The 16,561-nt window shown below is 40.4% G+C and carries 9 protein-coding genes; 4 read left to right on the top strand and 5 right to left on the bottom strand.

The window, feature by feature from the left end; all coding sequences use genetic code 11:
• Positions 1 to 104 precede the first annotated feature (104 nt).
• From G7B20_RS05470 to G7B20_RS05450, 5 genes are all read right to left on the bottom strand, one after another.
• Entirely contained in the window at positions 105 to 2,759 is a 2,655-nt protein-coding gene (locus tag G7B20_RS05470; protein ID WP_164109023.1) for a beta-glucosidase, read from the bottom strand.
• Positions 2,760 to 2,790: 31 nt separating this feature from the next.
• On the bottom strand, positions 2,791 to 4,221 hold the full coding sequence (locus G7B20_RS05465; protein ID WP_164109021.1) for an alpha-L-fucosidase: 1,431 nt from the start codon (positions 4,219 to 4,221) through the stop codon (positions 2,791 to 2,793).
• 76 nt (positions 4,222 to 4,297) lie between these two features.
• Positions 4,298 to 5,890, bottom strand: a complete 1,593-nt coding sequence (locus G7B20_RS05460; RefSeq protein ID WP_164109019.1) for a SusD/RagB family nutrient-binding outer membrane lipoprotein — start codon at positions 5,888 to 5,890, stop codon at positions 4,298 to 4,300.
• A 4-nt stretch (positions 5,891 to 5,894) separates the two neighbouring features.
• Positions 5,895 to 9,209, bottom strand: coding sequence for a SusC/RagA family TonB-linked outer membrane protein (locus tag G7B20_RS05455; protein ID WP_164109017.1), 3,315 nt, complete (start codon positions 9,207 to 9,209; stop codon positions 5,895 to 5,897).
• A gap of 5 nt (positions 9,210 to 9,214) precedes the next feature.
• Entirely contained in the window at positions 9,215 to 10,402 is a 1,188-nt protein-coding gene (locus G7B20_RS05450) for an ROK family transcriptional regulator (protein ID WP_164109015.1), read from the bottom strand.
• A 292-nt stretch (positions 10,403 to 10,694) separates the two neighbouring features.
• Between G7B20_RS05450 and G7B20_RS05445 the strand changes: the two genes are divergently transcribed.
• The 4 genes from G7B20_RS05445 to pnp all read left to right on the top strand — a co-directional run bounded on the left by G7B20_RS05445 (position 10,695) and on the right by pnp (position 16,506).
• Positions 10,695 to 12,017: an NAD(P)/FAD-dependent oxidoreductase gene (locus tag G7B20_RS05445; RefSeq protein ID WP_164109013.1), complete on the top strand. Its 1,323-nt coding sequence runs from the start codon at positions 10,695 to 10,697 to the stop codon at positions 12,015 to 12,017.
• A gap of 211 nt (positions 12,018 to 12,228) precedes the next feature.
• Complete coding sequence (locus G7B20_RS05440; protein WP_164109011.1) at positions 12,229 to 13,440, top strand: acyltransferase family protein; 1,212 nt, start codon at positions 12,229 to 12,231, stop codon at positions 13,438 to 13,440.
• A gap of 150 nt (positions 13,441 to 13,590) precedes the next feature.
• Positions 13,591 to 13,869, top strand: a complete 279-nt coding sequence (gene rpsO, locus G7B20_RS05435) for a 30S ribosomal protein S15 (protein ID WP_164109009.1) — start codon at positions 13,591 to 13,593, stop codon at positions 13,867 to 13,869.
• Positions 13,870 to 14,328: 459 nt separating this feature from the next.
• A complete protein-coding gene (gene pnp / locus G7B20_RS05430) occupies positions 14,329 to 16,506 on the top strand; it encodes a polyribonucleotide nucleotidyltransferase (protein ID WP_164109007.1) in 2,178 nt (725 codons plus the stop codon).
• Positions 16,507 to 16,561 lie beyond the last annotated feature (55 nt).

Genomic DNA, 16,561 nt, shown 5'->3' with positions numbered 1-16,561 from the left:
GAATTTAACAAATGTAAATAAAATAGCATGTAAAGTGCGCAATCTTTTTAAAAATTTTAAAAAGATTGCGCACTTTACATGCTATCAGTTAGTTTATGTCTTTGCTATTTGACGGTGACCGTAGTTTTCAGAGGTAGGTTTTTTGAGGAGTTCCCAACCATAATTCGAAAATCTCCTGGTTCAACTTCCCACATCATTTTTTCATTAAGAAATGCAAGTTCACTTACCGGTAAGTCAAAAACAATAATTTTTTCTTCTCCTGCTTTTAAATATACTTTCTGAAATTTTTTTAGTTCAATAACTGGACGAGCTTGGTTTGATAATAAATCCCGGGTATAAAGTTGAACGACTTCGCTTCCATCTCTAGTTCCAGTATTAGCAACTTTTACACGAAGTGATATGGTGTCATTTCTTTGATAGGTATTTTTCGGAACATTGATATCCGTGAGCTCAAAATTGGTGTAACTCAAGCCAAACCCAAAAGGGTACAGCGGCTCTCCACTTAAGTGGTGGTAGTCATCTCCTCTTCCTGTCGGGTAATGATTGTAAGTAAGCGGAAGCTGTCCCTCTTCAATAGGGTAAGTAATGGGAAGCTTTCCAGAGGGGTTCACCTCTCCAAATAGGGTTCTAGCTACTGCATGGCCTCCTTCTTCTCCTGGATACCAGATGTTTAAAATGGCACCGACTTTATCTTTCCAGTCTGTTGTTTTGATTGCAGATCCGCCGACGAGTAAAGTCGTTACGGGTTTGTTTAACTCTTCGAGAGCGTGTATAAAAGCTTCTTGATTTCCTTCTAAATTTAAGAATGCTCTGTCTTGAAACTCTCCTTCATGTATGCCGGCTGTAACAATAATATAATCTGTTTGTTTTGCCAATTCAAGTGCATCTTGAAAGTCTTTTTCGTAGTTTGGTATACCATAGTTCCATACGAGTTCGATGTGCGCATTACCGCGTTGTTCGTTAAATTCTACAACAATAGGATACAATTTATCTTTTTCAAATATAATCTCTGTAAGTATTGTTGAGAAACTTGTTTTTTCCCAGTTGTCAATAACTAACCTGTTGTTGAGGAAAAGTCTAAAGCCATCGTTTCCTTTCAAACCAATCTGATATTTGCCTGATGCGGGACCTTTGATCTGTCCGGACCAACGCACGCTATATTGATCGGACTCCAACTTGTTGTTGTTTGGGGATCCTAGGGTCCAGCTAAAATCAATCTGTGGATCCTGTCTTGTGAAAGCGCTTTGCCCCTTTAGGTTGCTGTTGGTAAAATATGTAGCGTGTAATCCACGTTTACCATCAAAGGTTAAAAATTCTGACGGTACAATATCCAAGGGTTTGGTGTTCCTGCTTATTCCTTTGGAATAGATAATTTCAATATTTTTGTCTTTGACATAGTGATTTAACCCTTCAAGAATACTTGTCTTTTTGTTCCCTGGACCGGAGTAACCGCCCAATCGGGCTTCCGTGGCTTCGGTGCCGACCACCAGTATTTTTTTATATTGATGGGATATTGGAAGCGTATGGTTTTTGTTCTGTAACAACACGAAAGATTCTTCCGCTGCTTTCTGAGCAATGGGTTTATGCTGGATTTTGTGTATTAGTTGATGAGTTTGCGCTTGACTGACATAGGGGTTTTCAAATAGACCCAACTCAAACTTTATACGTAATACCCGACTTACAGCATCGTCGATTCTTTGTTGACTAATCCGTCCATCATAGAAGGGGGGGCTGAATAGTTTATAATGGTCATATTCTGTTTGAAAAATAACATCTAATCCGGCGTTGATTGCTTGGGCAGAGGCATCGGCATAGTCCGAGGCGGTACGATGTAATACCGTAGGTCCTCCGACGGAACTTGCATCAGAGATAATAAAGCCTTTGAATTGCCATTCTTTTTTAAGCTTTTCGGTAAGTAGCCATTGGTTTGCCGTAGCGGGACGCCCATCAATCAGGTTGTATGATGTCATGACCGAGCGGCTTCCGCCTTGTGAAAAAGCTGTTTTGAACGGACGCAGATGTGTTTCTTCTAAATAACGTTTACTCCAATGGATGGGGTAGGAATCCCGTCCTCCTTCGCCCACATTGGCTAAGAAATGTTTTGGTGTAGTCACAATACCGAGCTTTTCGAATGCTGAAACGAAAGCTAGTCCCATTAGGGAGGAAAGATAAGGATCTTCTCCATAAGTCTCTTCAGTCCTTCCCCAACGTACGTCATTTGCTAAATTGACTACAGGTGTTAGTATTTGCCGGATACCACGAAGACGGGACTCCTGCGCAATTGCCGATGCTACCTGATGCATAACAACAGTATCAAATGTCGCTGCTAAGCCTATAGCTTGGGGAAACACAGTAGCCCCTTCTCTAACCAAGCCATGCAGGGCTTCGTCGAACGGAATAATGGGAATCCCTAATCTGGATTCTTCGACAAAGTATTTTTGGATGGCATTTATTTTACGTGTTAGTTTTTCGGCATCTTCACTGGCATTATATTTTAAGAGTTGCCCAGAGGCTCCTCCGCCTAGTGATCCGGCACTGACCTGAAGTCCAAAAATGCCATGCTTGTATTGATCCTTTGTCACATGGTCCAAGTCACCGGGAATCATAAAACATTGCCAAAATTTTTCTTCAGGAGTCATACGTTCAAGCAAGTCCTGTACACGTTTTTCTATAGGCTGTTTGGCATCCTTGTATAACGGCTGTTGTGCTAGAGTTGTCTGGCAAAAAAGCATTATTGGAAGAAATGTTTTTAGTCTCATAAAAAGCACAGGTTGTTCGATTTAATTTTTGCTATTGGGCTACGATACGTAAAACTGTTGCGTATGAAGGGTTGTATCGGATAGGCTGTGTTTTTATTTTGTTGTTTTTGAGGGTCCATTTTACTTTTTCTTTGCTTCCCAGTACTTCTATCGATTTTACCTTAAATCCGGCAGGAAGGTCAAATCCAAAACCATCGGGTTTGTGGTATTGATTTGATTTTTCATCTATATGGAATACGTGAATCGTCTTGTTGTCTTTACTTCTGGTGTAGTAATAGTCGTCTACATGATAAGGGGCAACGGCTCGACTACCAAACACGGCATTTTGATTAACATCCATCCATGAAGCGATTTCTTTTAACCTGTCGTATGCAACTTGATCGAAATCACCGTTTGGCCCGGGAGCTATATTCAACAGATAGTTGCCTCCACGTGAAATAATCTTGACCAACGTTTCGATAATTTTTTTTGCAGGTTTATAATTATCATTGGGAACATAACTGAAGGAGTTCCCCATAGTGATGCAGCTTTCCCAAGGTATATCCAATGTATGGTCTGGAACTGCTTGTTCTGGGGTGACATAGTTTTCCCATTTACCAGGTACTGTACGGTCTACGACAATGATTCCGGGTTGATTTTTACGCGCCATATTACCGATTCGGTCCATGTCAATGTTTTGATCTAATCGGATGGCCTTTTGCCAGTCTACTGTATTATCTACTGTTTCTAAAGGACGTACTTGACCTCCGTCTAACCAAAGAATATCGACCTTTCCATATTCCGATGTCAGTTCATTAATTTGATTAAAGGTGAAATCCTTAAATTTCTGCCAGCGTTCGGGGTATTTTTTCGGATTGTAATTTACATTTCTGTCTAAAGGAGGAAAGTAAGGCCACCAGTAGTAATCGGAGTGCCAATCTGGTTTAGAGAAATAGGCGCCTATTTTGAAGCCATCTTTACGGAAGGTGGTGAAAATCTCTTTGGTGATATTGGCTCTTGGATTTTTGGAGAAAGGTGTGTTGGGCGATGTGATTTTGTAATCTGTTTCTTTGGTGTCGAACATGGAGAAGCCATCATGGTGTTTGGTCGTGAATACGACATATTTCATCCCGGCTGCTTTGGCTGCATCAGCCCATTTTTGAGGGTCGAATTGAGTTGGGTTAAATGTTTTTTGCAGATTCTCGTAGTTTTGGACATACTCAAAATAACTGGCGCCATGCTCTGGTTTTCGCTGTGTCCAGGGTTCATCTTCAGGACATATACTCCAGCTTTCGACTATGCCCCACTGGCTGTAGGTACCCCAATGCATAAAAAGACCAAATTTGAGGTCTTGCCATTGTTCTAGATTTTGGAGCACTAATGGGTCTGTAGGTTTTTGATAACCCGCAGATACGTTGTGGGCCTGCCCAAAGGTCGATAAAAATACACCTGTTAAAAAAAGGCTTAATACGGTTTTTTTCATGTTATAATTAGTAAAATAGCTAAAAAATAGGAAAGCCACCAAAAAGTGACTTTCCCTAAAGTTAGTGAAAAAAGAATTAATTTACGTCCCAAAAGATTTTGGTGTTTACGTTGTCCTGTGCTTTGACCGCTTCGTAGTTTGCGGTGTTATAGGTCGGTTCAGTAGAAGATATATTGTATCTTACCGGTACAGTTTTCTGTAGGTCTGAAGATTCTACCCTAAAAGCGAACGTAGGATAATTAAGACGACGTACCTCTGACCAGTTTTCAACGGACTGAATAATATTGAAGTGCAACCATTTTTGTGTAGCAATTAATTGGATGTTATTGGTACCCCAGCCGATATTCGAGATATAGTCATTTATGGCGCTTGTTGTTGGTGCGCTTGGTGCTGCCACAAGATTGTTATTGCTTACTGCTCGAATACGTTGTTGAAGATCGATTGATTCTTTTATCCCGGTCTCAAAGCTGGTTTTAGCGTTGGCAGAACTTCCGGTTTTGTTGTAATATTCTGCTAAGAGAAATTGAACTTCTGATGCTGTAATTAATATACCCGGGAAATTTTGATTTCTGGAGTAGGTTGATCGGTTATAAATTGCAATCTTACTCGGATTTGCTGTGGTTCCCGCGATTTGTGTTGACTGCGTAGCCGAAGGTAAAGATTGATCTAAACCGATATAGGCCCCACTAGCTCCAAGACCTGGTTCGAACATATAAGGAAGCCTAGGATCTACATTGTTAAGCATATGATCGATCATTACTTTACTGGCAATATTGTTATTCCAGCTTTCCAAAGCATCTTGAAGACTTTTTGAATTAATATCGGTCGCGTTGTTGAAAATATCAATCTGGATATTGTTTGCGTTTGTCAATACCAGTGGATAAGTAGTTGGGTTAGATACAATTTGGGCAATTTCTTGACTTGATCTCGTTGCGAAAGCTGAGGCTTGGCTGACACGGGTCAACATGCGTAGCCGTAATGAGTTGCAATACTGTTTCCATAAGGGTAAGGATCCTCCATTGATAATATCTTGTGTCTTGAAAGATTCTATCACGGTCGACGGGATGGTTAGTCCGTTCAACTCTGTACTTATAGCTTTCAAATCATCTAACATTGCCGTATAGATATCCTCTGCCTTATCATATTTTGGGTAGGATATCGTATAATCTCCAGCATTTTTGCTGAGATACCCGGCTTCTTTCCAAGGTATGGATCCAAAAAGATCAACCTGTTGCTGTGTCTGGTCGTAGAATAAAATCTTTGCAGCCAAGTAAAAGATTTTCTTGCTTGTTTTTTCGGCTTCGGGGGCTATGTTATATTGATTTTCGACTTCCCTGAATTGAGCCAGTCCGGCGTAATATCTTTCCCATCTGTCATTAATAGCCGCCATCCCCGGTGTAAGTTGATTTTCAGTGTTAGCCCAACCGTAGGTTTGGAGATAACGGTGTATGGTAGGCGACATTGTCACGAAATAATTGCGGTAAGTTGGAATAATAAACTCACGATACGTATAGATCATACCCGTAAAATTCTTTTCCAGTGTAGTTTCCGTGACTTTTGATGGATCACGGTAATAATTGTCAAAAGTTTCCTTTTTGCAAGAAGTTGTTATAGTGGTTAGCGATGCTATGCACAGTGCTGATACCACGAGGTTTTTTTTAATTTTCATAATTTTAGAAGCTTGCTCTTAACATTAAACCATAAGTCCTGGTAGCGGGTGATGTACCCGCATTTGAGACATTATTTGTCCAGTGGGAACCTCCTGTCATTTGTTCCGGATCTAAATCTTTTAATGATCTATACAGGAAAAACAGATTTCTTCCAAAGGCGGATAACTGAACATTTTTCGCTTTCAATCTGGAAGCGATGGACCAAGGAAGTCTATAGCTTATAGAAAGCTCTCTCATTTTCACGTAATTATTCTTTTTAACGTAAAGGCCGTAATTGGAGTTGGAGTATTGTGGTCCCCCCCAATTGTAGGTGTTCGCGTAATAGTAGGTCTGTGAAATAACATTTGTATTGGGCGAACCATCGGCTAGTACACCTTCCATCAACATACCATCGTGAAACATTTTTTCGCCATTTGGACCAGTAGACCCGCTGTGGGCAACTCCTTTGCCTCCTGAAAGGTAGTAGCTGATGCCTCCGTGTTCAGCATCCATGTTATTCAACGATTCTTCTAATAATCCGCGGCTGATCATCCAGTTAATTCCTGTCGGCATAACGTCTCCGCCTAAGTTGAAATCAATTAAAGCATCCAACGTGAAGTTTTTATAGGTAAAGGAATTGACAAATCCCCCTACCGTCTTTGGCATGGCATTACCAGCCTTTACCCATTTGTTAGCGTCTAGTTGGTAAAGCCCGTTTGTGCCTACCACTTTACTGCCGTCTGCATCTGTCACATAGGGGTGTACCATAATATCCCCCATTGATTCTCCTACTTTAGAGACCAACTGTGCGGCCGAACCATCGTAATCGCGATGTAACAGTTCAGTGGCTCCCCCAGGTAAAGCTTCTACTGAATTTCTGTTGAAGGAAAAATTCAGGGTTGAATTCCACTGAAAATTTTCTTTTTTGATTGGCGTTCCATTTATAGCAAATTCCCAACCTTTGTTTCGCAATGTACCTACGTTAGCCAAAACCGAAGATGCACCTGTAGAAATCGGTAAAGAATAACTTAGTATTTGGTCAACAATTTTACCGTTATAATAGGTGACATCTAACCCTAATCTACCCTTTAGCATTCTTGTTTCTAATCCAAATTCAACCTCATGTTTTTGCTCGGATTTTATTTGTTCATTTCCAAAGTTAGAGGTAGGCACTACAATGTATTGAGTAGGAGATCCAGATCCCTGATTGCCCAATGTATTTTGGGTATAACTTAATGGACTGGCATAAACACCAGGGTAATTTCCTACAATTCCCCAAGCTCCTCTTAGTTTGGCATAGTCAAAAAATTGGGGGAGCTCAAAGGCCTCTGATAAAATAAGGCTGGAGTTTACTGAAGGGTAGTAGGTAACATTGTCGTCAGGATGCATTGTTGATATGATCTCGCGACGTAGTGTACCTTCTGTATACCAAAAATCTTTATAATTTAAGTTTAGTGTTCCGAATAGTGCGTCCCGCAAAGTATAGCTTTTTTGGGATGAACCTCTGGATAAATTTACTGAGGAAGCAATGTCATACCAATTTCGGATACTTAGACCACCATCCGTATTCGCAGTGGCAGCTGTGGATCTATCTTTTGTAGCTGTATATCCTAGCATGGCTCCTAATTCCCAATTGGTCGATACCTTTTTCTTATAACGAGCCAATAGATCCAGATAGTAAATGTTTGCTGATTTGTTTGTTAGTGCATAATACCCTGAATTACCAAAAACCAATGGAATAGTGTTTGGTTGTTTGTCGTCTATGATCAATGTTGTCATATCTGCCGAGAAGCGACCCCGTAGCATCAAGTCTTTTGTAAGTTCCAAGGTATTGGTAAAGGAAGAAAGGATACGATTTGAGTATTCATCGTACTGTCTGGCTTTTTGATTCCACATAAATTCAGCAACATCACCTTTAAACCCATTGTAAACGATATTTTCGTCAGGTGTAAGACTCTGGTTGGTTCCTGTTACAAAGCGATAACCTAAAGAGGTTTGATATTTGTCTAAATACCATTCCGGGTTATCAAATGGAGACATCATACCCGTAAAATTATTTATTAAGCGATCCGTCATGAAAGGACGGTTATGCGTGCTTTGGTTAATATAGTTAACGACAAGATCCGTTGTTAAACGTTCTCCAACTTTGAAAGTTGTATTTAGATTGGCGATATTTTTTTTGTTGTAAGAATCTAATGCGGTCATCTCATTGTCTTGACGGGATAACGAGAATCGTATATTGGAATTTTTACCTGTATGCCCTAAAGCGAAGTTCAGAATGGTGTTGTTTGGGTTATTGAACAATTTGTCATAAGAGTTTTGTGCGACATAGGGGCGTACCTTTCCATCCCATGAAATTGTCGGCTGCCCGTCGAATTTTGGCCCAAAATTAAGACTGGTACCCATAACACCTCTTGTTACACCATCTATAGCCCTAGACTGATCGTAGTAGAAAAATTTATCTTCAGCTTGTCCACCGTTGAAGTATTCAACCGTATAGCCAGGTCCTCTGACATCTTGAAATCTTGGTAGATAGGCAATTTTGTCGTGCGTATAGGTCGCGTTAAAATCAACTGAAAACCCTTCGCCACCTTTGTTTGACTTTGTAGTTACCATGACCACACCATTCATGGCTTCCGAACCGTATAGTGCAGCGGCTGAGGCTCCTTTTAGAATAGTAATAGATTCTATATCCTCTGGGTTTAGATCTTCCAATCCATTTCCTCGAGCGCGTTGATCTCCCCAATAATCCGAGTTGTTGAAGCTGGTTTGACGCATGGGAACCCCATCGATAATTACTAAGGGTTGCGAATTTCCAGTGATGGAGTTGATACCACGGATATTAATGTTAATGCCCGATGTGGCACCCCCCGGAGCAGCTGATATACGTACTCCCGGAGCCTTACCGTAGAGTGCTGCGGCGAAGTTGGGAGAACCTGTCTTTGTTAATTCTTTCGAGTCAACGGTACTCATTGCATAGCCCAGTTCTCTCGGAGCTCGTTTAATTCCCATAGCGGTGACGACGACCTCTTCTAAAGCTCCGTCTTCAGCTATCATGGTTATGTTAATCGTTTTAGCAGTGCTTACTAAAACCTCTTGGGTACTGAACCCAACCATGGAAAAGCGAAGCGTCTGCCCGCTTTCCGCTTGAATAGAATACGCTCCGCTTGAATTTGTTTGGGTTGATTTACTGGTACCCTTTACGGATACACTGACGCCCGCAATGGGGCCTGTTGCATCTGATACAATCCCTGTAACAGATTGCTGTGCGAAAACTACCGACACACATAAAAACATGATGGTCGATAGATAGCAGCATTTTAGATAGAACTTGTTCATAAAATTTAGTTTAAGGTCATTTTTTTTATTTTTTTGTTTAGTACTTCTCCTTTTATTGATGAAATTGCGATGCAGGTGCTCCCGATAATTTGGACATCTGTTAGATCGGATATTTCGATTGACGTATTTTTAGATAGCCGATGTATACTGAACTCGAGTATAGATGCTTGAATCTGAGGTAAGAGTATAGCGCCTACTTTTGCTCCCTTACCACTGATGATGATCTTTTCTGGATTTATAATATGTATTAATGTTGCTATACCCTTTCCGAGCATATAGCCAATTTTGGCGAATGATTCTATAGCGACCTGGTCGCCGTTTATAGCTGCTTCCATCAATTGATCTATTGTGATGGTAGGGGTTTGTTTGTAATTTTGACCGAGTTGGGATACTTCGCCGGCTTCTAATTTTAATGTAGCATATTCAATCGCTGCTATCAACGAGGCTTCTACTTCCAAACACCCTCTTTTACCGCAGGAGCATAATTTGTTTATGTTGGACAAGGGGATATGGCTGAATTCACCGGCAAATCCTGTACTGCCTCGAAATAATCTATTTTCTAGTATCATACCCAATCCAACACCCCAGTTTAAATTGATGACCAAAGCATTCGAAGAACCTTTTGCCTTTCCAAAATTATGTTCGGCTATGGCAATAGCTGTAGAATCGTTCTCGATATAAGTGGGGATGTGCAAATGGTTTTGTAATACATCTCTGATATCTCGCAGTCGTGTAAATGATGTGTTAATTCCATGTGCGGAGTCGATAAAGCCCGGCATAGTAATTCCTATTGCTACAATATTATGAACCGGTTGATCTTTTAAATAGTTGTCAACAAGCTCAAGGAGTAATTCGGAGGGAGCTTGATGTGTCAATACATTCAAGGATACTCGTACTGTATCTTTGAGCGCTGTATTGGAGAAGTCGACAAGGGTCACGGTCGTATTGAATTGATCCAGAGCAATAGCTAGAATGCAAGGAAGATTTTCGGTATTTAATGAGTATTGAATGGCCCTTCTACCTCCTGTTGATGGGGCAAGCCCTTCGGAGGTTATAATTTTTTGCTCTAAGAGCCGTTGAATGGTTTTTGTAATGTTGGGTATACTTTTTCCAATAGAGTTACTTAGATCCGCTATCGATTGCGTACCTGAAAAGTATAATTCTCTTACTATTGTATAATTGACTGTATCCACAACTAGTTCTTATAATGGGTTATTTAGTGTAACAAAGATACTGTCAATTTATTTTAACAAACAAAATCTTTTTAATATTTTTAATAAGATTGTTTTTTTAAATTTTTTTTGAATTAAGTTTTGGCCTTTTTTGCTTCAACAGTGCCTTTTTTAGCGTTTTAAATGATTTTTAACAGAGGAGTCAGTGAACTTCATTTGTAACAAAAATGTATCATGAAGAGAGGGGGGAAGAAGGACTTATCCGTATAATTGTCTGGCTGCCACTTGAGAATAGTAATAAATAACTATTTTTATGCAAAACTTAAATATTACTGTGAACCCAATGTTTTATGACCTAATTATAGTCGGGGGAGGACCTACTGGAGCTTCTTTAGCCGCTAGAATCGCCCCTTCCGGAATGAAGATATTATTGTTAGAAAAGGATTCCTTGCCCAACCGTACAGTTATTTCATGTTCGCTTCTTTTGTCACATGGGATGCAATTATTAGATGAAATCGGCATCGCGGAAGAGTTGTATGCCAGTGGTAATAGCAGACTAAGGGGGGCAGTTTTGGAAGTGGATGGCTATTTCAGAACTGTTATCGCAATGCCCGAAGATAGAGGTAGGAATTATTTGTACGGAATAGATCGGCAGAAACTAGATGATTCGATTTGGAATAATACAATGCGTTTTCCAAATATTAAGGCAGTTGATGGCTTTGTTGTCTCGGATATACAGCAAAACGATGAAGGAGTAATTGTACAGGGGGTTAAAAAAGGTGAGGGAGAAATGCGGTATCAGGCAAAGGCGATTGTGGGGGCAGATGGTAGGCATAGTGTGGTTGCCCGTAAATGTGGCGCTGTTACAACAGAAGAGGTTTCAAGGTATAATACAGCGGTATTTTATGCGTATTGGGAACATGTTGTGCCTTACCGAATCAAGGGAGACGAGTGGGTGCAGATACACACCAATGGAAAGGGCAGGAGTGTGGTATTAATGCCTTCAACGGATGGTAAGACGGGTGTTTTGCTGCAATGTCGTCAAGCTGATTTTGATGGAGAAGGTAAATTGGAGGAATGGTATATGAACTTTTTGCACGAACTTCCATTGGTGTCTAAAAGGTTTAATACAGCAAAGCGGGTAACTCCCATCAAAGGAATTAAGAACGTTAATAATTTATTTCGACAGGCTTTCGGTAATAGTTGGGTATTGGCGGGGGATGCCTATCATCAAAAAGATTCGTATGACGCGCAAGGAATATATGATGGATTGTTAGGAGCGAAAGTTTTATCCAAACATTTGATTGCTTGGTTTGTGGAAGGGCACAGTTGGGAGAAGGTGATGCAAGATTATGAATGTGAAATCGCAGCTCATATGAAGCCTATGTTTGCAAATACTATGGAAAGATTGAAAAGAGAAATGTTTACCGATGTCTCTCCGATAATTGCAAATACGGTGATGCGTTGGTTGTTGACTAATAAAGGATATTTGGAGAAGTTTAGTAAGACAATGATCAGAAAGATGAGGTCATCGAAAGGTGATACAGCAGGGGGGGTGTTTAAAGCGCTATTTGTTGGGTTTTTTAGGGATATGAGAGCAATCGCACTACGGGTTCCTAAGGATGGTAAAGAATAACATCAAGTTATAACCCTAACGATTTTCTTTAAAAAAAGTCTGTTGTTGCATATTTGTACCAAAAAGTGGTAACTTCGTGCAATAAGCTATATTATGAAATATCCATGTTTGTACTAGATGCACCAACACCAATCAATGTAGTTGTTTCATGAGTGCTTTACACTCGGCTTGGGTATTCCATTTGGGCATAAAAAAGACAAATTATTTGCATATGAAACAACGTTATTATTCGTTAGACGTGTTCAGAGGGGCTACTGTTGCACTCATGATCATGGTAAATAATCCAGGGACATGGTCGTCGATGTTTGCACCATTGAAGCATGCACCTTGGCATGGGTGCACACCGACAGATTTGGTTTTTCCTTTTTTCTTATTTGCAGTAGGTAATGCCATGTCATTTGTTATTCCTCGGATGCAAGAGGCGGGAGATGGTGTCTTTTGGAAAAAAGTAATCAAAAGAACTATCCTGATTTTTTTAATAGGGTTGGGCTTGAACTGGTTTCCTTTTGTGCAATGGAGCGAGGGGGCTTTGCAATTTAGAGAATGGGTAAGTAGTGTAGACCCTAATAAGGGTGTTCGTATATTGGGTGTTTTGCAACGGATAGCAATTGCTTATTTCTTTGCCTCGGTATTGGCTTATTATTTTAAGCCTCGTACCTTACTATATATAAGCGCGTTTATATTATTCAGCTATTGGGGACTTTGTGCCTTCTTGGGGACAGCTGATCCGTATTCTTTGGAGGGTTGGTTTGGGACTGCTTATGATAAGCAAATTCTGGGGGTTGCACATATGTATAAGGGAGAAGGACTGCCGTTTGATCCAGAAGGTCTATTGAGTACAGGGCCTGCAATAGTTCAGGTTGTGTTTGGATACCTGGCTGGTACTTTCATTAAAAAGCAGGGGCAAGTGGATTGGTTGTGGACTAGAGTGCCACAAAGCAACGAGCCGCATTTTAAATTATTATCAGGTCTCCTAGTGACAGGATTTATTTTGGTTGTCTTGGGTTGGACATGGTCTCTTGGATTTCCGATTAATAAAAAGATCTGGACGAGTTCTTATGTCTTGTATACAACAGGTCTAGGTATAATGACTATAGGAGGCATGATCTGGTATATCGAAGTACAGGGAGTAAAGAATAAACTCACTCAGTTCTTTGATGTATTTGGTAAGAATCCTTTGTTTATTTTTGTTTTGAGTGGCTTATTGCCCAAGGCTACGGCGTTAATCCGTATTCCAAATGGAGTAGGCGCCGATGGCCAAGCATTGTTTACAACACCATTTGCATGGTTTTACAAAAATGTATGTGCACAGATTCCCGGACCAACAGAGTTAGGATCATTTGTTTATTCCTTATGCTTTCTTGTAATAATGTGGGCGATCTGTTACTGGTTGGATCAAAAGAAAATATATGTGAAGGTGTAGTAGTTAGTGATTAGATACTAGTGGCTAGAAGAGAGTCGTTTGGCAGCTAAAATAACAACTGGGTGGTTTTTAAATTTTTATTTTTTACTTTTTAATTATACCTTTGCAGGCAATTAATAGATTTTTTAACGCTTTAATATTATTCAAGAGATGTATTTAAGTAAAGAGTACAAAGCTGAGATCTTCGCAGAATTTGCTGGAGCAGCAGCAAACACAGGTTCGGCAGAAGGACAAGTAGCTTTATTCACAAAGAGAATTGCTCATCTAACAGAGCACTTGAAAAAAAACAGAAAAGATTTTAACACACAACGTTCACTACAAATGTTAGTAGGTAAGCGTCGTTCTTTATTAGCTTATTTGTTCAAAAAAGACATCAACCGTTACCGTGCGATCATTAAAGGTCTAGGTTTACGTGATATCATCAAGTAAGCTTATACGTGAAAAGCTAAGCGGCCACCCAAATTTTGGGTGGCCGTTTTTTTTTGGAGGGGGCTGCGAACGGTTAGTTTTTTTTAACAAACACAGAGGAGGTTTGATGGCAGTAAAAGCGAAAGTCACCCTGAGTGTAGCGGAGCGGAATCGAACGAGTCTATCAACTGTATAGGGTTAATTATATATCTTCTAGATTCTCCGATACTCGGAGCAGGTCCTCCGCTTCAGTCGATTACTTGTCCCGATTTCGGGATGACGACATAGTTTACAAACCGAGCTTGTGAGCTCACCGTAGGTCATCTGTCATTGGTAGTGTTCGTAGAAGTGGTATGAAAGTTTTGTTTCGTCCGTTTTTTTACCCTAAATTTTATTTACCTTTGTGATGATTTTTTAAGGTCAAAAAACAAGGTGCATCATGTTAGTAAAGAGGAAAATGCACCAAATAAAGAAAACAAAATGAGTTATAACGAAAAGAAAGTAACGATTGAAATGGGCGGTGGCCTACCTCCAATCGAATTATCTACAGGAAAGTTAGCGAAGCAAGCTGACGGATCTATTGTTTTAAAGCAAGGTAATACCATGCTGTTGGCTACTGTTGTTTCCAATAGAGAAGCTAAAGCAGGGGTAGACTTTTTACCTTTATCTGTAGATTACCAAGAGAAATATGCGGCTACAGGCCGTATTCCAGGAGGTTTCCTGCGCCGTGAAGCGAGATTGTCGGATTACGAGGTTTTAATCTCTCGTTTGGTAGATAGAGCTTTACGTCCATTGTTTCCAGAAACCTATCATGCAGATACCCAGGTGATGATTTCATTAATCTCTGCAGATAAAGATATTATGCCAGATGCATTAGCAGGATTGGCGGCTTCAGCGGCTATTGCCGTTTCTGATATTCCATTTAATGGTCCGATCTCTGAAGTTCGCGTAGCGAAAATTGATGGACAATTGGTGATTAACCCTCGTCTTTCGGAATTAGAGAAAGCTACATTAGAATTTATCGTAGCTGGTTCTGCACAGGATATCGGCATGGTAGAAGGTGAAGCTAGTGAGATTTCAGAAGCTGAGATGGTAGAGGCTATTGCTTTTGCACACGAAGCTATCAAAAAGCAAGTAGCGGCTCAATTAGAGTTAGCCAACTTGGTAGGATCTACTGTAAAACGTGAATTCAATCACGAGCCTTCGAATCTTGAGTTGCGCGATGCAATTTTTGCAGCAACGTATGACAAGGTATACGAAGTTGCCAAATCAGGATCTACAAAACACGAACGTTCGGAAAAGTTCGCCACTATTGGTGAAGAGTTTTTTGTGACTTTAGGTGAAGATCTTGACGAAGACACTAAATTCTTAGCCAAGAAATATTACCACGATGTACAGTATGATGCGGTACGCAACCTGGTATTGGATGAAGGTATCCGTTTAGATGGTCGCGATGTGCGTACCGTACGTCCGATCTGGTCTGAGGTAGATTATTTACCTGCAGCACACGGTTCAGCGGTATTTACGCGTGGCGAGACACAAGCGTTGACTTCTGTTACATTAGGCGCTAAAGACGATGAGCAGATGATCGATGGAGCTTTCATCAATGGATACAATAAATTTATCTTGCACTACAATTTCCCTGGATTTTCTACGGGAGAAGTAAGACCGAATAGAGGTGCTGGTCGTCGTGAGATTGGTCACGGTAACTTGGCTATGCGTTCATTAAAGCAAGTTCTTCCGAGTGATTCCGAAAATCCATATACTATTCGTGTAGTTTCTGATATCTTAGAATCAAACGGTTCTTCGTCAATGGCTACAGTATGTGCTGGAACGTTAGCATTATTAGATGCGGGGGTTAAATTAAAAGCACCTGTTTCCGGTATCGCTATGGGCTTGATTACGGATGAAAAGTCTGGTAAGTATGCAATTTTATCCGATATTTTAGGAGACGAAGATCACTTAGGTGATATGGACTTTAAAGTGACAGGTACTGAAAAGGGTATTGTTGCTTGTCAGATGGATTTAAAAATAAATGGTCTGAAATGGGAAGTGTTAACACAAGCATTGGATCAGGCAAAAGAAGCCCGTCTTCATATCTTAGGTGAGATGAAGAAAACAATCGATGCACCTCGTGAGGATTACAAACCACATGCACCACGTATCATCTCCTTGACGATCGATAAAGAATTCATTGGAGCTGTAATCGGACCAGGCGGTAAAATCATTCAAGAAATGCAACGCGAGACAGGATCTACTATTTCAATCGAAGAAGTGGATAACAAAGGTATCGTTCAGATTTTTGCAGATAATAAAGAGTCAATCGATGCTGCCGTTGCACGTATTAAAGCTATTGCTGCAAAACCAGAGATCGGCGAGATCTATGAAGGTAAGGTAAAATCAATTATGCCTTTTGGAGCGTTCGTAGAGATTATGCCAGGTAAAGATGGACTGTTGCATATCTCAGAGATCGATTGGACACGTTTAGAGACAATGGACGGTGTCCTAAAAGAAGGAGATATCGTTACTGTTAAGCTTTTAGATGTTGATAAGCAAGGTAAAATGAAACTTTCGCGTAAAGTATTATTGCCTCGCCCACCAAGAGAGGAAAAACCAAAACAAGATCCGAAACCAGTAGGAGATGCCCCTAAAGCATAATCTAGCTGATGAAAATAAAAAGCCCGACCGCATAGGTTGGGCTTTTTTGTGATAC

The sequence above is a fragment of the Sphingobacterium sp. xlx-96 genome, from assembly GCF_011007365.1.
GTDB classification, from domain to species: Bacteria; Bacteroidota; Bacteroidia; order Sphingobacteriales; family Sphingobacteriaceae; genus Sphingobacterium; species Sphingobacterium luzhongxinii.
Note: the sequence above shows the minus strand (reverse complement) of the source record. Positions and strands in the feature narration are given on the sequence as shown.